The sequence below is a fragment of the Streptomyces griseocarneus genome, from assembly GCF_014655595.1.
Lineage (GTDB): Bacteria > Actinomycetota > Actinomycetes > Streptomycetales > Streptomycetaceae > Streptomyces > Streptomyces griseocarneus.
The window spans coordinates 106,674-125,809 of record NZ_BNBL01000008.1 but is presented as its reverse complement, the minus strand read 5'-3'; the positions used below and the strand labels follow the sequence as shown (position 1 = coordinate 125,809).

Genomic DNA, 19,136 nt, shown 5'->3' with positions numbered 1-19,136 from the left:
GCCGGCGCCGGAGGGGAGGACCCTGCCGAGCCGGCCGGTGCCGAGGGCACGTCCGGGCCGCCGCCGGGCGCCGCCGTCGCGTTCGCCGTCGTGTCCGTACGACGCACGTCCGTACGGCTCGTGCCCGCACGCGTCGTGTGCGTACGAGGGGTCGTCGCCCGGGAACCGCACGGCCTTCTCCTTGCCCCTGGTGTCACGCCCGTGAGCGATGAGCCCATCACCAGGTGCTGGGCGTGTCAACGCAGCTGCCCGAACTGCCGGTAATGCCCCGCCGGTCATGGAAGCGAGCCGAAGCGGAACCGAAACCGAAGCCTCCCGAAGGGGAGTCAAAGCGACATCGGGGAACCGAAGGTGTCGGCGGGCGCGGCGGATGGGTAGGGCATCAGGCGACCGGCACGGGCGACCACGGAGGTATCGATGGGCAGAGCGCGCCTTGCCGAACTGCACGGTGTCGCCACCACGTACGAGCCCGCCCCCGGTCACAGCGCCCGGGTCGCCGAGGACACCGTCGTCGCGGTCCTCGCCGCCCTGGGCGTCGACGCCTCCACCCCCAGGGCCGTCCGCGACGCCCTCGAGGCCCATGAGGCCGCCGCGCGCGGCCGCCTGCTGCCCCCGGCCGTCGTCCTCCGCCAGGGACACAAGCGGAATCTGCCGGAGCTGCCCGGGGGCACGCTGCTGCGCGTGGACACCGAGGACGGCCGCGGCCTCGACTGGGACGGCGCGGCGCCCCTGCCGCTCGGCGGTCACCTCCTGCGGGCCCAGGCCCCCGACGGCCGCTCCGCCCGCGTCCCCCTGATCGTCGCGCCCGACCGGCTGCCCGCCCCCGAGGGGCGCGGCCACGGCTTCCTGGTCCAGCTCTACTCCCTGCTGTCCGCCCGCTCCTGGGGCATGGGCGACCTCGGCGACCTGACCGAGCTGGCCGCCTGGGCGGGCCGCTCCTTCGGCTCCGACTTCGTGCAGGTCAACCCCCTGCACGCGGCCGTCCCCGGCCCGCCCACCGACCCCTCGCCCTACCGCCCCTCCTCCCGCCGCTTCCCCGACCCGGTCCACCTGCGGGTGGAGGCGGTCCCCGAGTTCGCCCACCTCGCCGGAGCCGCCCGCGAGGAGGCCGACGCCCTGCTCGCCCGCGCCGAAGGGCTGCGCGACGGCGTGCTGCGGCGCGGCGAGCTGATCGACCGGGACGCGGTGTGGGAGCTCAAGCGCCGGGCGCTGGAGCTGCTGCGGGCCGTGCCGCAGGGCCCCGGCCGCCGCGCCGCGTACTGCGACTTCCTCGCCGAGCAGGGCCAGGCCCTCGACGACCACTCCACCTGGTGCGCGCTGGCCGAGGTGCACGGCCCCGACTGGCGGGCCTGGCCCGCCGGGCTGCGCGACCCCCGCTCGGCCCGCACCGCCCGCGCCCGCGGCGAGCTGCTGGACCGCGTCGACTTCCACTGCTGGCTGGCCTGGCTCACCGACGAGCAGCTGGCCGGCGCCCAGCGGGCGGCCCGCGCCGCCGGCATGCGCGTCGGCCTCGTCCACGACCTGGCCGTCGGCGTCCACCCCTCGGGTGCCGACGCCTGGGCGCAGCAGGACGCCTTCGCCGCCGGGATGTCCATCGGCGCGCCCCCCGACGCCTTCAACTCCCGGGGCCAGGACTGGGGCCTGCCGCCCTGGCGTCCCGACGCCCTGGCCGCCACCGGCTACGCCCTCTACCGCGAGCTGCTGCGGGGTCTGCTGCGGCACGCGGGCGCCCTGCGCATCGACCATGTGATGGGGCTGTTCCGGCTGTGGTGGGTGCCCCAGGGGTACGAGCCCCGGCGCGGGGCGTACGTCCGCTACGACGCCGAGGCCATGCTCGGCGTCCTGGCGCTGGAGGCCCACCGGGCGGGCGCGGCCGTCATAGGCGAGGACCTGGGCACGGTCGAGCCCGGGGTGCGCGAGACGCTCGCCGGGCGCGGGGTGCTGGGCACCTCGGTGCTGTGGTTCGAGCGCGACTACGAAGGCGGCGCCGCGAGGCCCGAGCCGCTGGAGCCGGAGCGCTGGCGCGCCGGCTGCCTGGCCACCGCCACCACCCACGACCTGCCGAGCACCGCGGCCCGGCTCACCGGCGACCACGTGGAGCTGCGGCACCGCCTGGGGCTGCTGGACCGGCCGCTGGCCGTCGAGCAGCGCGAGGACGCCATGGGGGTGGCCCAGTGGCTGGCCCTGTTCGGCCGGCTGGGGCTGCTGCCGGAGGGGCCGGGCGACGAGGAGGCGGCCGTCAAGGCGGTCCACCGCTTCCTGCTGCGCACCCCCGCCAGCCTGGTCGGCGTCTGGCTGCCGGACGCCGTCGGGGACCGGCGCCCGCAGAACCTGCCGGGCACCTGGGACCAGTACCCGAACTGGCGGCTGCCCGTCGCCGACGCCGCCGGGCGGCCGCTGTCCCTGGAGGAGCTGGCGGCCTCGCCCCGGCTGCACGCGCTGATGGAGGAACTCCGTGAACGAACTCCGTGACCAGCGGGGCGGGGCCGGTGGACGCCGATAGGCCACCCCGGGCGCGCGCGGTTCGCGGCTGTCCGATACGTTGAGGCCGTGAGCAATAAGGTCAACAAGAACGCCGTGCGCGCCGGTGCCATCTCCGCCGGCACGATGCTGATGCTGCTGATGTCGTCCCCCGCGTTCGCGCTCACCCGCGACGACGGCGACGACCCGGGCCCGGGCCTGAGCGCGATCAACACGCTCGGCCTCTACGTGGTCGCTCCGATCGTTCTCTTCCTGGTCATCGCGGGCCTGACCATGGTCATGTCCCGGGGCTCGGACAACCCCCGCACCCACGCCGCCAGCACCCACCACCCGCGCACCTCGCGCTGAGGCCCAGCGCTCCACGCCGTACGACGCCGGTCATGACTCCGCCCCGCGGAGCCGTGGCCGGCTTTTTGCTGCCCTTCTCCGGGGGGCCGGGCGGGCGGAACGATCATCTTTATGCCGCCCTTAACTTACGGTGACGTAACCTACGGGGCCGTAAGTAAGTCGCCCCACCCCCAGGAGCCGTCCGTGACCACAGCCCCCTCCCTGCACGGCGGCTCGGCCGTATGGAGCGACAGCCGGCTGCTGTACGCCCTCGAAGAGGTCGTCGAGGCCGAGCTGAACCGGCACCTGAAGGTGGCGAAGGAATGGATGCCGCACGAGTACGTGCCGTGGAGCGACGGCCGTAACTTCGACGGCGTCATGGGCGGCGAGGCCTGGTCCCCCGAGCAGTCGAAGGTGACGGAGATAGGGCGGACCGCCCTGATCGTCAACCTGCTGACCGAGGACAACCTCCCCAGCTACCACCACGAGATCGCCTCGCTCTTCGGCCGCGACGGCGCGTGGGGCACCTGGGTGCACCGCTGGACGGCGGAGGAGGGCCGGCACGGCATCGTGATGCGGGACTACCTGCTCACCTCGCGCGCCGTGGACCCGGTCGCGCTGGAGCGGTTCCGCATGCAGCACATGTCGGAGGGGTTCGAGTCCGACAACCGGCACAGCATGCTGCACTCGGTCGCCTACGTCGCCTTCCAGGAGCTGGCGACCCGCATCTCGCACCGCAACACCGGCCACCACTCCGGTGACCCGGTCTGCGACCGCATGCTCGCCCGCATCGCCACGGACGAGAACCTGCACATGGTCTTCTACCGCAACCTGCTCGGGAAGTCCTTCGAGCTGGCGCCCGACCAGACGATGTGCGCGGTGCGGGACGTGGTGACCGGCTTCCGGATGCCCGGCCACGGCATCCCCGGCTTCGAGCGCGCCGCCGCGCAGATCGCCATCGGCGGCATCTACAACCTGCGCATCCACCACGACGACGTGCTCCAGCCGGTGCTGCGCTTCCTGAAGGTCCTGGACATCACGGGCCTCGGCCCGGAGGGTCTGCGCGCCCAGGAGGAGCTGGGGCTGTTCATGGGCGGCCTGGACGACCAGGCGCGGAAGTTCGACGAGAAGCGCGAGGCACTGCTGGCCCGTCGGCGGGCCCGGGCGGAGAAGGCCTGAGCCGCACACCCGAGGGCGCCCCGGACCGTACGGTCCGGGGCGCCCTCGTCGTTGTCGCTACGGCCGTCAGGCGGTCGCCGCCGCGTCCGCGGCCTGGGCCTTCAGGGCCCGCTCGATGCCCGCGCGGGACTCGGTGACCAGGCGGCGCAGCGCCGCGTTCGGCTCGGCCGAGGCCAGCCAGGCGTCCGTGGCGTCCAGGGTGGCCTGGGAGACCTGCAGCGCGGGGTAGAGGCCGACCGCGATCTGCTGGGCGATCTCGTGGCTGCGGTTGTCCCAGACGTCCTTGACCACCGCGAAGTACTTCTCGGCGTAGGGGGCGAGCAGCTCGCGCTGGTCGGCCTGCTGGAAGCCGCCGATGACCGACTCCTGCACGGCGTTGGGCAGCTTGTCCGACTCGACGACCGCGGCCCAGGCCTGGGCCTTCGCCTCGGCCGTCGGGCGCGCGGCGCGGGCCCAGGCGGCGTGCTGCTCGCCCGCCGAGGTCCTGTCGCGCTCCAGCTCGGCGGCGATGGCCTTCTCGTCCGCGCGGCCCGTCGCGGCCAGCCGGCCCAGCAGGTCCCAGCGCAGCTCGGTGTCGACGGCCAGGCCCTCGACGGTCTCGGTGCCGTCCAGCAGGCCGGACAGCAGGTCCAGCTGCTCGTCGGTGCGGGCGGTGGCGGCGAAGGCCCGGGCCCACGCCAGCTGGTGGTCGCTGCCGGGCTCGGCCGCGCGCAGGTGCTCGAGCGTGGCCTCGGTCCACTTCGCCAGGCCCGTCTCGCGCCAGGTCGGCGCGGCGTACACCTCGAGCGCGGTCTTGACCTGGCGGTGCAGCGACTGCACCACGCCGATGTCCGTCTCCTTGGCGATGCCGGACAGCACCAGGTCCAGGTAGTCGCGGGTGGCCAGCTCGGCGTCGCGGGTCATGTCCCAGGCGGAGGCCCAGGACAGGGCGCGGGGGAGGGACTCGGCGAAGTCGCCCAGGTGCTGGGTGACGGTGGCCAGGGACTCGGAGTCCAGGCGCACCTTGGCGTACGACAGGTCGTCGTCGTTGAGCAGCACCACGGCCGGGCGGGTCCGGCCGGTCAGCTGCGGGACCTCGGTCAGCGCGCCGTCGACGTCCAGCTCGATCCGGTCCTTGCGGACCAGCTTGCCGCCGTCGAGGTCGTACAGGCCGATCGCGATGCGGTGCGGGCGCAGGGTGGGCTCGCCCTTGGCGCCGGCGGGCAGCGCGGGGGCCTCCTGCCGGACGGCGAAGGCGGTGATGACGCCGTCGGCGTCCGTGGTGATCTCGGGCCGCAGGATGTTGATGCCGGCGGTCTCCAGCCACGCCTTCGACCAGGTCTTCAGGTCACGGCCGGAGGTCTTCTCCAGCGCGCCCAGCAGGTCGGACAGGCGGGTGTTGCCGAAGGCGTGCTCCTTGAAGTACGCCTGGACGCCGGTGAAGAACTCGTCCATGCCGACGTAGGCGACGAGCTGCTTGAGGACCGAGGCGCCCTTGGCGTAGGTGATGCCGTCGAAGTTGACGAGCACGTCGTCCAGGTCGCGGATGTCCGCCATGATCGGGTGGGTGGACGGCAGCTGGTCCTGCCGGTACGCCCAGGTCTTCATGGAGTTGGCGAACGTCGTCCACGAGTGGGGCCACTTGCTGCCCGGTGCATACGCCTGGCAGGCGATGGAGGTGTAGGTGGCGAACGACTCGTTCAGCCAGAGGTCGTTCCACCACTCCATGGTGACCAGGTCGCCGAACCACATGTGGGCGAGCTCGTGCAGGATCGTCTCGGCGCGCACCTCGTACGCGGCGTCCGTCACCTTCGAGCGGAAGACGTACTGGTCGCGGATGGTGACCGCGCCCGCGTTCTCCATCGCGCCCGCGTTGAACTCCGGGACGAAGAGCTGGTCGTACTTGGCGAAGGGGTAGGCGTAGTCGAACTTCTCCTGGAACCAGTCGAAGCCCTGCCGCGTCACCTCGAAGATCGCGTCGGCGTCCAGGAACTCCGCCAGCGACGGGCGGCAGTAGATGCCCAGCGGGACGCTCTGGCCGTCCTTCTCGTACGTGCTGTGCACCGAGTGGTACGGGCCGGCGATCAGCGCGGTGATGTACGTGGAGATGCGCGGGGTCGGCTCGAAGCGCCAGACGTTGTCGGCCGGGCGCTCGGGCGTCGGCGAGTTGGAGATCACGGTCCAGCCCTCGGGGGCCTTCACGGTGAACCGGAATGTCGCCTTCAGGTCCGGCTGCTCGAAGGAGGCGAAGACGCGGCGGGCGTCCGGCACCTCGAACTGCGTGTAGAGGTAGGCCTGCTGGTCCACCGGGTCCACGAAGCGGTGCAGACCCTCGCCGGTGTTGGTGTACGCGCAGTCCGCGACCACCTTCAGCTCGTTGCGCCCGGGCACCAGGCCCGGCAGCGCGATGCGGCTGTCCCGGAAGACCTCGCCCGCGTCCAGCGCGGTGCCGTTCAGCACGACCTCGTGCACGGCCGGCGCGACCAGGTCGATGAAGGAGTCGCCCGCCTCGGTGGCCTCGAAGCGCACGGTGGTCACGGACCGGTAGGTGCCGCCGTCCTGAGCCCCGGACAGGTCGAGGTCGATCTCGTAGGCGTCCACGGTCAGCAGGCGGGCCCGCTGCTGTGCCTCTTCGCGGGTCAGATTCGTTCCGGGCACCAGGGCATCTCCTTCACATCACGGCACATCACGACGTTCCCGGCCATCCTTCCACGGCATCGCTGTCCGTGGCGGTGCGTACGCTGTCGGCGGATGCGCCGAGGGGGCGGGCCCGGCGGGCCCGCCCCCTCACGCGTCGCGTCGCGGGTCAGCCGCGCAGCTCGGCGGCGACCAGTTCGGCGATCTGGACGGCGTTGAGGGCCGCGCCCTTGCGGAGGTTGTCGCCGGAGAGGAACAGCGCCAGGCCGTGCTCCACGGTCTCGTCGGCGCGGATGCGGCCCACGTAGGAGACGTCCTTGCCCGCCGCCTGCAGCGGGGTCGGGATCTCGGACAGCTCGACGCCGGGCGCGTCCTTGAGCAGCTCGTAGGCGCGCTCGACGCTGACCGGACGCTCGAAGCGGGCGTTGACCTGCAGGGAGTGGCCGGAGAAGACGGGGACGCGCACGCAGGTGCCGGAGACCTTGAGGTCCGGGATCTCCAGGATCTTGCGGGACTCGTTGCGGAGCTTCTGCTCCTCGTCGGTCTCGAAGCTGCCGTCCTCGACGATCGCGCCGGCCAGCGGCAGGACGTTGAAGGCGATGGGGCGCTTGTAGACGCCCGGCTCCGGGAACTCCACGGCCTCGCCGTCGTGGGTCAGCTCGGCCGCCCGGTCGGCGACCTTGCGCAGCTGGCCGTCCAGCTCGGCGACGCCGGCCAGGCCGGAGCCGGAGACCGCCTGGTAGGTGGTGGCGACCAGGGCGGTCAGGCCGGCCTCGGCGTGCAGCGGCTTGAGCACCGGCATGGCGGCCATGGTGGTGCAGTTCGGGTTGGCGATGATGCCCTTGGGGCGGTCGGCGATCGCGTGCGGGTTGACCTCGGAGACCACCAGCGGCACCTCGGGGTCGCGGCGCCAGGCGGAGGAGTTGTCGATCACGACCGCGCCCTGCCCGGCGACCTTCTCGGCCAGCGCCCTGGAGGTGGCGCCGCCGGCGGAGAAGAGCACGATGTCCAGGCCCGAGTAGTCGGCGGTGGCCGCGTCCTCGACGGTGATCTGCGTGTCCTGCCAGGGCAGCGTGGAGCCGGCGGAGCGCGCCGAGGCGAACAGGCGCAGCTCGCTGACCGGGAACTCCCGCTCGGCGAGGATCTTGCGCATGACTCCGCCGACCTGACCGGTGGCTCCGACGATTCCGATCCTCACGAGTGCTCCCTAGCTCATGTACACCACAACTGTCACTGCCGGGGACGGTGCACCCGGCTGAACAGTTCCATCATGTGGTGGTACCCGCCCCAAAAGTCCAATCCATTGTCCGAGGGCCGGGACGCGTCCCGGTGAGGGCGCGTCCCGGCCCCGGCGGCCGGATCGTCGGAGGCTACGGCTTGGTGGCACCGTCGCCGGCGGTGACCGTCAGCGTGTAGGGGTTCTCCAGCAGCGGGGAGGTGCGGCGGGACTCGACCTCGAACTCCCAGACGCCGGGGACCGGGTTCTTGTACGAGCGCAGGTCCGGGCGGCAGGTGTTGTCGGGGTTCGGGTAGTTCGGGTAGCAGTTGATCGTGGAGGTCTTGTCCGCCGGGACGCCGTAGGGGCTGATGGCGATGAACCGGGTCTGGCTGCCGTCGGCCAGGCCGCTCATGGCGACCTCCAGCGACTTGGTGCCCTGGGGGACGGTCACGAAGTACGACGTGGTGGCGTTGCGCGTGGCCTTGCCGGACGTCTTGAAGACGTTGGAGGCGAGCGGCTCGGCCACGATCACGGTGGTCATGATCTGCTTGTCGATGCCCTCGGTGCGCTCGTCGTCCACGGCCAGGATCGCGCTGTGGATGCCGGCCGCCTTGGCCTTCGCCCGGACCTTGACGGTCACCGGCTTGTTCAGCGGCAGCTTGACCTCGTCGTCACCGACGAGCTTGAAGGTGCCGTCGTTGTTGCGCCACTCGAGCTCGTGCCGCACCGGCTTGTCCGGGCCGGAGGTGCGGGTGATCGTGACGTCGTACGTACGGGTCTCGCCGGCCTTGAGGCCGCCCTCGCGGTCGTAGACGCCGGTGCCGAAGCCGGGGGTCTTGAGTCGGCCGGACAGGGCGGTGGACACGGGCGCCTTGACGGCGTACTCGTGGGCGGTGGCGCCGTCGCGCAGCGCCTCCCAGGCCTCGACGATGTCGATCAGGCCGGAGCCCTGCTCGTACGCCTGGAAGCCCTTGATCTTCTTGGCGGTGCTGGTCAGCGCCGTGCGCAGGTCGGCGGGCGTCAGCTTCATGTGCTTCTGCTTGGCGGCCGAGATCAGCAGCGCCGCGGCGCCCGTGGCCTGCGGGGAGGCCATCGAGGTGCCCTGCAGCATGCCGTAGCCGGGCGGGAGGTCGTAGCCGGCCTCCTTGACGGGCGCGCCCGGCTCCCAGGTCGGCGTGGTGTTGACCGACGCGCCGGGGGCGGTGATCGTCGGGGTGAAGCCGCCGTCCTCGCGCGGGCCGCGGGAGGAGAAGGGCATCATCGCGTACGCGGTCTTGACCTCGGAGCCGTAGTTGGCGGCCCAGGTCTCCTTGGAGACGGAGGCGCCGACGCTGACGACCTTGTCGGCCAGGGCCGGGTCGCCGATGGTGTTCAGGCCGGGGCCGCTGTTGCCCGCGGAGATCACCAGCTGGACGCCGTAGGTGTCGATGAGGCGGGTGTAGAGCTCGGCGCGGGCGTTGTTGCCGTCGTTGAGCGCGGGCAGGCCGCCGATCGACATGTTGACGATGTCGACGCCGCGGTTGACCACGAGGTCGATCATGCCCTCGGTGAGCGCGACGTTGGTGCAGCCGCCGGTCCAGGTGCAGGCCCGGGAGGAGACGATCTTCGCGCCGGGCGCCGCGCCGTTCATCTTCCCGCCGAAGAGCCCGTTGGCGGCGGTGATGCCCGCGACGTGCGTGCCGTGCTCGGACTCGATGACGCCGATGTTGACGAAGTCGGCCTTCTTGCCGATCCAGTCGCCGCCCTTGGGGTCCATCGGCACGTCCTTGCGGACCTGCACGACGAAGGGGATGCGCTCGGCGATCGGGGTGTCGGGGTTGTCCTTGCCGAAGTAGCCGACCTGGAAGCCGTCCTTGTACGGCTTCATGTCGGCGTCGTTGCCGAAGTTCCCGTCGTCGTCGAGGTCGACGCGCACGGTGCCCGCGGCCTTGTCGTAGAGGACCGCCCAGGAGTCGGTGGTGTCGCCGTCCCGGTTGAGGTCGCCCTTCATGTCGCCGCCGGTGGTCTCGCTCTCGCGGAAGAGGGCGACCTGGTACGAGCCGGAGGCGGGCGCGGTGTAGGTGCGGCCGTTGAAGGAGAAGGAGGGGCCGGCCACGTCGGACGTCATCGGCAGCCAGGTGCCGTCCTCGTCCGCGAGCGGGTCGGTGGCGGTCACCCAGTCGACGATCTTGCGCTCGCCGGTGGTGGTCTTCTGCAGCGCCGGGTGGGCGAGGTCCACGCCGGAGTCCAGGATGCCGATGGTCACGCCGCGGCCGTCGGCCTTGGGGTGGTCCTCGGTGAACTCGACGGCGCCGGTCTCGAAGGCGGGCTGGTAGGGGTTCTTCGCCGGGGTGTTCCTGCCCGGGGCGGGGTACGTCCGGCCCTTGGCGAGCTTCCGCGCCGACTGCGCCGCCGAGCCGGTGTCGGCGCGCGGGGTCGGGTCCGGGAGCCGGATCTCCTGCTTGAGGTCGATGCCGTGCACGGCATCGAGCTTCTTCGCCTCGTCGATGGCGGCGTCGGCCTTGCCGGTGGGCACGGTGACGCGGACGTAGCCGAGCTTGTCGTAGGACTGGCCCACCGAGGCGCCCTTGATCGCGTCCAGCGCGCCGGCGACCGGGCCGGTCTTCCCCGGCTGGGTGGCGATCATCATGGTGACGGTCTTGTCGCCGTCGGCCTTGGCCTTTGCCAGCAGGTCCGCGTCCTGCGAACCGAGCTTGTCCGGGCCGGACTTGGCCGGTCCCGGAGCCGGCCGCGGGTCGTCGGCGAGCGCGGGGGCGGCGCCCGCCGCGGTGAGGGCGGCCACGAGCGAGGCCGCTATGGCTATTCGGGCCGCGGCTCTCGCGCCCGGCGGCGCGTTCCGGGGGTCGGGGGTGGTGGTCATGGGCATCCCTGACTGGAAGTGAGGAAGAGAAGAAAAAACGGGTAACGAAAAGTGCACAGCGGTGGGCACTACGACCTGGCGTCCGGAATGCGGAGGCCGGTGAGCGATCACTTTTATGGAAGTGGCGGGGGTTTGGGGAGAGTTGTCGGGGAGGGAACATAAGGATGGCGTAAACCCGCCATGCGCCACGCGGGATGAAGCGGGACGGAGGCCGTGAAGCGGTCAGCGGCGTTCTCGCAGCTCAGCAGCTGTACGACAAACGGACCAACGCACTGCCCGATGACCGGTGCCAGGGTTCCCCTCGAGGGTGAACGCTGAGTGAGCGTCAGAACTCCAGGGGACGAGTGGTGTATGTCAGTTCGCACTAGCCAAGATCCATGTGAGGTGATCGGCGGCGACCGTTGCGGTCATGTTCACGCCCAGGTCATTCGCGCTGCCAACGATCCTGACTGACCGGGGCCGCAGCCCGCCCGCAAGACCGCCTGCCTTCGCGTTCGCACTCGGGGAGACCGCCATGCACCGCAGATCCCGCAGAACCGCAGACTCGCAGTTCGACCGCCGCTCCTTCCTGGCCGCCGCGGGTGCCGTCACCACGGCCACCGGGCTGGGCCTGGCCGTGGGCATGGACGCCGGCCCGGCAGCCGCCACGCCGGGCGATCCCACACCCGCGCCCGGAACACCCGCCCAGGCCGTGGCCACCACGGAGGCCGAGGCCGCGCCCACGGGCGCGGGCACCACCCTGGTCTCCGTCGCCGCCCCGCGCGGCAGCGGCGGCTACCGGCGCCTGGCCGAGGGCCCCGGCTGGTCCAGGGTCGTGCGCGCCGACCTGGCCGAGGGGCACAACGGCCGCGAGGACCGGCGCACCGCCCTCGCCTGCTTCGTGCAGTTCACCGACCTGCACCTGACGGACGTACAGCACCCGCTGCGCTACGAGTTCTTCCGCTCCGCCGACGCCGGCGGCTGGCGGCCGCACGAGGCGCTGACCCTGCCCGGCGTGGTCTCCCTCGTCGAGCGCGTCAACAAGCTGCGCCGGGGCCCCGCCACCGGCAAGCCCCTCGGCTTCATGATGACCACCGGCGACAACGGCGACGAGAACGCCAGGATCGAGGTGGAGTGGTTCCTCACCGCCCTCAGCGGCGGCCGGATGAACCCCAACACCGGCGACCCCCGCCACTACGAGGGCGTGCAGAACAGCGGCCTCAAGCTCTACTGGCACCCCGACACCGCCCTGCGCGACCAGGACAAGGCCGTCGGCTACCCCCGCATCGACGGCTACCTCGCCGCCGCCTGCCGCAGCGTGACCAGCCCCGGCCTGAACATCCCCTGGTACTCCACCTTCGGCAACCACGACGGGCTCTCCGGCGGCTGCTACCCGGCCGCGGGCACCTTCATCTCCGACGTCGCCGTCGGCAACAAGAAGCTGCAGTACATCCCGCCCGCCGAGGCCAAGTACCTGATCGAGGGCGAGGTCAACGGCGCCGACCCCAAGGGCAAGCGCATCGAGGCCATGCTCCGGGCCCACAAGAAGGACATGCGCACGGTCACCCCCGACCCCCGCCGGGTGCCGCTGACCGCGCGGCAGTACGTGGCGGCCCACCTCGACCCCCGCTACGCCGGCCGCGGGCCCGTCGGCCACGGCTACACCCGCGCCAACCTCGACTCCGGCAACCTCTACTACACCTTCCGCGTCTCCGACCGCGTCATCGGCATCAGCCTCGACTCGACGGACCCGGGCGGCCACTACCAGGGCTCCCTGGGCACCGCCCAGTTCAACTGGCTCGACCGCACGCTCAAGCAGCACAAGGACGAGTACGCCCTGGTCTTCAGCCACCACCCGAGCTGGAGCATGAGCAACATGACGCCGGACCCCGCCCGCCCCGGCGAGAAGCGGCACAACGGCGACGAGGTGCTCGCCCTGCTCGGCCGCCACAAGAACGTCCTGGCCTGGATCAACGGCCACAGCCACCGCAACCGCATCCGGCCGCGCGGCAGCTTCTGGGAGATCGCCACCGCCTCGCACGTCGACTACCCGCAGCTCGCCCGCGTCATCGAGATCACCGACAACAAGGACGGGACGATCTCCCTGTTCACCACGCTCATCGAGTCGGCCGCGCCCTACCGCACCGACTTCCACGACCTGTCCCAGACCGGGCTCGCGGCCCTCTACCGCGAGCTGGCCTTCAACGCGCCCGGCTCGGACACCTCGCTCGCGGGCTCGCCCACCGACCGCAACACCGAGCTGCTGCTCCCCATGCGCTGACGGCCCGTCGGGCCTCCCTCACCGGGGCAGCACGACGAGATACGCGGCGGGATCGCGGTCGGCCGACGCCACCAGAGCGGTACGGACGACCGCGGCCTGCTCCTCGAGCGCGTACCGGCCCCGCAGACTCCCCGGCGCCACCCGCACCACCGTGACCCCCAGCCGCTCCAAGTGCTCGCGCCGGCGGGACTGTTCGGACCACAGGGCGTCGTTCTGGCCGTGCGCGGCCCGGGTGTCGAGCTCGAGCGCCACGGCGTGGTCGGGCCAGAACGCGTCCACGCAGCCCAGGCTCGGCCCGCCCGGCAGCCGCAGGTCGACGTTCCACAGCGGGGCGGGCAGGGCCTGCTCGCGCACCATGGCGTAGAGCCTGTCCTCCGCGGCCGAACGGCTCTCGGCGAGCAGCGCGTCGACGGTCTCGGTCACCCGCGGCCGGCCCAGCAGCCGGGCCCGGGTCAGCTCCCGCACCAGCGCGGACGCCTCGCAGTGCCCGCCGCGCACCGCCTCCGTCAGCAGCCGCCGCACCTCGCCGGCGTCCGTCATGTGGGTCACGGCGTCGGCCACCGCGCGGGCGGCCGGCGCCACCGGCACACCGGTGAGCAGCACCGGCCGGGGCAGGGTGTGCGCCCGTACGATCCGCGCGAACCCGGTCGACCGCAGCCGCCGGGTGCGCGGCACCAGCACGTCGATGCGCTCCAGGGAGAGCAGCGAGGGCACGGCCGTGAACCGGTGCAGGGCCAGCGCCGCCGCGCCGGTGATCATCGCCTGGCCGTACGGGCCCGGATCGGGCTCCCGCGCTCCGCCCGGGCCCGGCTGACGCGGCACCCGGGCGCGCGGAAGGGTGTACATCAGGGTGGCGTGCAGCCGCTCCTCGCTGGTGGCCGGCCCGGTGTGGAGGAGGTAGACCCCGGGCAGCAGCTGCCGCCAGGGGCCGCCGGAGCGGCAGCGCTCACCCGCCTCGGCACCCGTCACGCCGTGCTCCCGCAGCTGACGGGCGGTCATGACGCGGTGCCGGACGTCGGAGAGGTGGTACAGGGGGCGTGGGGAGAGGGGGGTGTCGGAGTTCATGCCCCGGCCATTCCCGCTCCCGCCCCGCCCCCTAACCGCTGTTACGCACCCGTCGGGATTTCCGGACAACCCCGCCGTCTTGTCAGCGATTTGAAGGTCCGGTGAAGGCGCGTGAGGAGCCTTAAAGGGCAGCGGCCCCCGCGTCGCACTCCTGGGCCCGCAGCGCCCGCGCCAGGTCGTCCCGGGACTCGGCCACCAGCCGCCGCAGGGCGGGGGCGGCGTCCTCGTGCCCGGCGAGCCAGGCGTCCGCGGCCCGCAGCGTGCTCACGTCGTCCTGCAGCATGGGGAACAGGCCGCGGACGATCGCCATCGCGATCTCGATGGACCGCTCCCGCCACACCCGCTCGATCGCCTCGAAGTAGCGCGCCGCGTACGGTGCCAGCAGATCCGGCCGGTCCGGCCGGGCCCAGCCGGTGATGGTGGCCTCGACCAGCGCGTTGGAGAGGGTGTCGGACTCCACGACCTCCGCCCACGCCCGGGCCTTGACCTCGGCGGACGGGCGGGCCGCCAGGCAGCGGACCTGGTGCCGCCTGCCGGAGGCGGTGTTGTCGCGGGTCAGCTCGGCCGCGATCTCCGCCTCGCCGGCCACGCCGCGGGCGGCGAGCGTCCCCAGGAACGCCCAGCGCAGCTCCTGGTCGACGTCCAGGCCGTCGATCCGGGCGGTGCCGTCCAGCAGGCCGCCGAGCAGCTGCAGGTCCGCCTCGGTGGCGGCGAGCTGGGCGAAGAAGCGCGCCCAGGCCAGCTGGTGGCCGCTGCCCGGCTCGGCCAGCCGCAGCTCGCGCAGCGCGCTGCCGGCCAGCTCGTGGCCGGCGGGCTCCCGCGCGTCGGGGGCCGCGTAGTACGTGAGCGCGCTCGTGGCCCAGGCCTGCACCATCTGCAGCACGCCGATGTCGGTCTCCGCGCCCGCGAAGCGCCGCACCAGGCCGAGGTAGTCGCGGGTGGGCAGCAGCCCGTCGCGGGTGAGGTTCCACAGGGCGGACCAGCACAGGGCGCGGGCCAGCGGGTCGGTCAGGTCGCCCAGGTGCTCGCGCAGGGTGTCCAGCGAGCCCTCGTCGAAGCGGATCTTGCAGTAGGTGAGGTCGTCGTCGTTGACCAGGATCAGCTCGGGCCGCTCCGCCCCGGCCAGCTCCGCCACCACCGTGCGGGGACCGGAGACGTCGACCTCGGCGCGGGCGTAGCGCTCGAGGGCTCCGCCGGCCTCGCGCCTGCGGTAGAGCCCGACGGCCACGCGGTGCGGGCGCAGCTCGGGGTGCGTCTGCGGCGCCTCCTGGAGGACGGCCAGCTCGGTGATCCGGTCGGCCGCGTCGTACGTCGCCAGGGGGGTGAGCGAGTTGACCCCGGCCGTCTGCAGCCAGGACCGGGACCAGGCGGCCATGTCCCGGCCCGAGGTCTCCTCCAGCACCTGGAGCAGGTCGGTCAGGCGGGTGTTGCCGTAGGCGTGGCGCTTGAAGTAGCGGCGGGCGCCCTCGAGGAAGGCGTCGCGGCCCACGTAGGCGACGAGCTGCTTGAGCACCGAGGCGCCCTTGGCGTAGGTGATGCCGTCGAAGTTGAGCTTGGCGTCCTCCAGGTCGTGGATGTCGGCCGTGACGGGGTGGGTGGAGGGCAGCTGGTCGGCGCGGTAGGCCCAGGCCTTGCGGTTGTTGGCGAAGGTGATCCAGGCGTTGTCGAAGCGCGTCGCCTCCACCTGCGAGAAGGAGCCCATGAAGTCGGCGAACGACTCCTTGAGCCACAGGTCGTCCCACCACTGCATCGTCACCAGGTCGCCGAACCACATGTGCGCCATCTCGTGCAGGATGACGTTGGCCCGGCGCTCGTAGGACGACCGCGTCACCTTGCCGCGGAAGACGAACTCCTCCCGGAAGGTCACGCAGCCCGGGTTCTCCATGGCCCCGATGTTGTACTCCGGCACGAACGCCTGGTCGTACTTGCCGAACGGGTAGGGGTAGTCGAAGTGGTCGTGGAAGAAGTCCAGCCCCTGCTTGGTGACGGTGAAGATGTCGTCGGCGTCGAAGTGCCGGGCCAGGCCCTTGCGGCACAGCGCGCCCAGCGGGATGTCGAGGACGGTGCCGTCGTCGAAGGTGCGGCTGTAGTGGTCGCGGACGACGTGGTACGGGCCGGCCACGACGGCCGTGATGTAGGTGGAGATCGGCCGGGTGGGCACGAAGCGCCAGGTGGCCGAGGAGACGTCGGCCTTCTCGGGCTCGCCGTCCTGCTCGCCGTTGCTGAGCACCGTCCAGTCGGCGGGCGCCGTCACCGAGAAGGTGAAGGGGGCCTTGAGGTCCGGCTGCTCGAAGTTCGCGAAGACGCGGCGGGCGTCGGCGGGCTCGTACTGGGTGTAGAGGTAGACCTCGCCGTCCTCGGGGTCGACGAAGCGGTGCATGCCCTCGCCGGTGCGGCTGTAGGCGCACTCCGCGTCGACGACGAGGACGTTCTCGGCGGCGAGGTCCGCGAGCGCGATCCGCGAGCCGTCGAACACGGCCTTCGCGTCGAGCTCGGTGCCGTTGAGGGTGACCGAGGTGACGGCGGGGGCCAGCAGGTCGGCGAAGGTCGCCGCGCCGGGCTCGGCGCAGCGGAAGCGGATCGTGGTCACCGACCGGAACGTGCGCGGCTCGGGGCCCGGGCCCGGTGCGGACCGCAGATCGAGGGCCACGTCGTAGGCGTCCACGGTCAGCAGCCTGGCCCGCTCGCGGGCCTCCTCGCGGGTCAGGTTCTCACCGGGCACGTCGCGGCTCCCTCATTCGTCGGCGTCGACTTCGTCACGTATTTCGAACACCAGGAATCATGGCACGGTGCGTGCTTGTTGAATCGCTGACCGTCCAGTCCGTTCAGACCCGTCAGAGGAGATTCGCGTGACCGCGGAGAGAGTGACCGCCGACTTCTGGTTCGACCCCGCCTGCCCCTGGGCCTGGATGACCTCGCGCTGGATGCTCGAGGTGGAGAAGGTGCGCCCGGTCGACGTGCGCTGGCACGTCATGAGCCTGGCGGTGCTCAACGAGCACAAGATCGACGAGCTGCCCGAGGAGTACCGCGCGTTCCTGAGCGTCGACGCCTGGCGCTCGGTGCGGGTGTGCATCGCGGCCGCGAAGGAGTTCGGCGACGAGGTGCTCGGCCGCCTCTACACCGCCCTCGGCAACCGCTTCCACCTCCAGGGCCTGCCGCAGAGCCGCGAGACGCTCGTCGCGGCGCTGGAGGAGGCCGGCCTCCCGGGCCGCCTCGCGGACGCCGCCGAGACCGACGCCTACGACGCCGACCTGCGGGTCTCTCACAAGGAGGGCATCGACAAGGTCGGCCAGGACGTCGGCACCCCGGTCATCGCCGTCCCCGGCCCGGACGGCGCGGAGGTCGCCTTCTTCGGCCCGGTCGTCACCCCCGCCCCCAAGGGCGAGGCGGCGGCCCGCCTGTGGGACGGCACGCTGCTGGTCGCCTCGACGCCGGGCTTCTACGAGATCAAGCGCACCCGGACGCAGGGGCCGATCTTCGACTGAGGGGGCCGGCCCGGGCCCCGGGCCGGGGGTCCGGGGGTTGTCCCCCGGGAGTCGCGGTAAGCGCACCCGGACGCAGGGGCCGATCTTCGACTGACCGTGTCATGGGGTCCCGTTCGGCGGGCGGCCAAGAGGAAGGTCCCTTAATGTCCCGGTATGGACCAGGTCGACCTCACCCGGCCGCTCGGCCGTGACGGCGGCTGGGCCGAGGCCGAGCCGCACAGCGACAACGCCGGCCACGCGGAGCTGCCCGTACGCCCGTACGACCTGCTGACGCTGGCCGGCTGCCACGCCCTGCGGGGCCTGTGGTCGCTGCTCGGGCTGCGCTCCGCCGCCGGTGCGCTGCGGCACTACCTGCGCGGCACGGGTTCCCCCTACCGGGTGGACGCCGAGGCGCTGCTGGCCCTGCCCGCCGTGCGGGCGGCGGCCGACGCGCAACTGGAGCGGTGGCGGGCCGAGGCCCTCGCGCGATGGCGGGCCGGCGCCCGGGCCGCCGCCGCGTACCCCGCCGACAGCGGCTGGCGCGACGTACTGATCACCCGGCGCGTCAGCCCCGACTGGTGGCTGGCACTGCGCTGCGTGGAGTTCCGCCTGACCGGCACGGTCCGGGTGGCCGCGGACGGCGCGACGGTCGCCGACTACCGCTTCGAGGTGCACAAGGCGTGGAACTTCGACCGGGGCAAGTCGGAGCTGGGGGTGCCGTTCACCCCGTTCGCCCGGCTGCACGAGACCGGGCTGGCCAGGGAGTTCGCCGTGACCGGAGAGGCGTTCGGGCATGGGTGAGGCGAGGCCCCCGTGCGGTATCCGACCGTGCGGGGGCCTCGCCGGTGCGCCTGCCAGGTGAAGGGTGAGAAGACGATCACGAGGCAGGCAGCCTGTGGGTCACGCGCGGGGCGTCACGTTCACGGCGCCAGCAGGATGCTGTTGCCCTTCGCCTTGGCGGCGGTGTAGCGCGCGGCGACGTCCTGCCAGTTGACGACCTGCCACATGGCGTCGATGAAGTCCACCTTCTGGTTCTTGTACTGCAGGTAGAAGGCGTGCTCCCAGGCGTCGAAGACCAGGATCGGGACCGAGCCCTGGCCGACGTTGCCCTGGTGGTCGTAGACCTGCTCGACGATCAGGCGGCCGCTGACCGGCTCGTAGGCCAGGACGCCCCAGCCGGAGCCCTGCGTGGTGGCGGAGGCCTTGGTCAGCTGCGCCTTGAACTTGGCGAAGGAGCCGAACGACTCGGCGATGGCGTCCGCGAGCTCGCCCACGCCGTCCTTGTCGAGGGGCTCGCCGCCGCCGTCGCCGGTCATGTTCTGCCAGTAGATGCTGTGCAGGATGTGGCCGGAGAGGTGGAACGCGAGGTTCTTCTCCAGGCCGTTGACGGCGCCCCACTGGTCCTTGTCACGGGCCTCGGCCAGCTGCTCGAGCGTGTCGTTCGCGCCCTTGACGTACGCGGCGTGGTGCTTGTCGTGGTGCAGCTCGATGATCTCGGGGCTGATGACCGGGGCCAGCGCCGAGTAGTCATAGGGAAGTTCAGGAAGTGTGTAGATGGCCATGCCGAGCCCTCCGACTGCTTATTGCAACGAACTTGCAGGTAGACGCTACCAGTAAGTACTTGTCAGAAGTGGTAATGGGGGCCGGACTGGGACCAAAGACGGA

12 protein-coding genes are annotated in these 19,136 nt (G+C 72.1%); 6 read left to right on the top strand and 6 right to left on the bottom strand.

Annotated elements, in window-relative coordinates:
* Positions 1-417 precede the first annotated feature (417 nt).
* From malQ to IE295_RS20980, 3 genes are all read left to right on the top strand, one after another.
* Entirely contained in the window at positions 418-2,472 is a 2,055-nt protein-coding gene (malQ, locus tag IE295_RS20990; protein WP_190065252.1) for a 4-alpha-glucanotransferase, read from the top strand.
* Between the two features lie 135 nt (positions 2,473-2,607).
* Positions 2,608-2,829, top strand: coding sequence for a hypothetical protein (locus IE295_RS20985; RefSeq protein WP_190065424.1), 222 nt, complete (start codon positions 2,608-2,610; stop codon positions 2,827-2,829).
* A gap of 183 nt (positions 2,830-3,012) precedes the next feature.
* The gene (locus IE295_RS20980; protein ID WP_224323335.1) at positions 3,013-3,987 is read left to right on the top strand and encodes an acyl-ACP desaturase; all 975 of its coding nucleotides are present in this window, start codon (positions 3,013-3,015) and stop codon (positions 3,985-3,987) included.
* A 66-nt stretch (positions 3,988-4,053) separates the two neighbouring features.
* On the opposite strand, the gene pepN (IE295_RS20975) is transcribed toward IE295_RS20980, so the two are convergent.
* The 3 genes from pepN (IE295_RS20975) to IE295_RS20965 all read right to left on the bottom strand — a co-directional run bounded on the left by pepN (IE295_RS20975) (position 4,054) and on the right by IE295_RS20965 (position 10,682).
* Positions 4,054-6,624 carry an aminopeptidase N gene (gene pepN, locus IE295_RS20975; RefSeq protein WP_190065250.1) on the bottom strand — a complete coding sequence of 857 codons (2,571 nt, stop codon included), beginning with the start codon at positions 6,622-6,624 and terminating at the stop codon, positions 4,054-4,056.
* A 148-nt stretch (positions 6,625-6,772) separates the two neighbouring features.
* Positions 6,773-7,801 carry an aspartate-semialdehyde dehydrogenase gene (locus tag IE295_RS20970; protein WP_190065249.1) on the bottom strand — a complete coding sequence of 343 codons (1,029 nt, stop codon included), beginning with the start codon at positions 7,799-7,801 and terminating at the stop codon, positions 6,773-6,775.
* A gap of 172 nt (positions 7,802-7,973) precedes the next feature.
* Positions 7,974-10,682: a S8 family serine peptidase gene (locus IE295_RS20965; protein WP_372479201.1), complete on the bottom strand. Its 2,709-nt coding sequence runs from the start codon at positions 10,680-10,682 to the stop codon at positions 7,974-7,976.
* Positions 10,683-11,196: 514 nt separating this feature from the next.
* Here IE295_RS20965 and IE295_RS20960 point away from each other — a divergent pair.
* Positions 11,197-12,942: a TIGR03767 family metallophosphoesterase gene (locus IE295_RS20960; RefSeq protein ID WP_190065248.1), complete on the top strand. Its 1,746-nt coding sequence runs from the start codon at positions 11,197-11,199 to the stop codon at positions 12,940-12,942.
* Positions 12,943-12,960: 18 nt separating this feature from the next.
* On the opposite strand, the gene IE295_RS20955 is transcribed toward IE295_RS20960, so the two are convergent.
* Positions 12,961-14,007 carry a hypothetical protein gene (locus IE295_RS20955; RefSeq protein WP_190065247.1) on the bottom strand — a complete coding sequence of 349 codons (1,047 nt, stop codon included), beginning with the start codon at positions 14,005-14,007 and terminating at the stop codon, positions 12,961-12,963.
* Between the two features lie 121 nt (positions 14,008-14,128).
* Complete coding sequence (gene pepN / locus IE295_RS20950) at positions 14,129-16,729, bottom strand: aminopeptidase N (RefSeq protein ID WP_190065246.1); 2,601 nt, start codon at positions 16,727-16,729, stop codon at positions 14,129-14,131.
* A gap of 127 nt (positions 16,730-16,856) precedes the next feature.
* Between pepN (IE295_RS20950) and IE295_RS20945 the strand changes: the two genes are divergently transcribed.
* The gene (locus IE295_RS20945) at positions 16,857-17,492 is read left to right on the top strand and encodes a mycothiol-dependent nitroreductase Rv2466c family protein (protein WP_190065245.1); all 636 of its coding nucleotides are present in this window, start codon (positions 16,857-16,859) and stop codon (positions 17,490-17,492) included.
* Positions 17,493-17,645: 153 nt separating this feature from the next.
* Positions 17,646-18,272, top strand: coding sequence for a hypothetical protein (locus tag IE295_RS20940; RefSeq protein ID WP_190065244.1), 627 nt, complete (start codon positions 17,646-17,648; stop codon positions 18,270-18,272).
* Between the two features lie 119 nt (positions 18,273-18,391).
* Here IE295_RS20940 and IE295_RS20935 read toward each other — a convergent pair whose 3' ends face one another.
* Entirely contained in the window at positions 18,392-19,033 is a 642-nt protein-coding gene (locus tag IE295_RS20935) for a superoxide dismutase (RefSeq protein WP_190065243.1), read from the bottom strand.
* Positions 19,034-19,136: the final 103 nt, after the last annotated feature.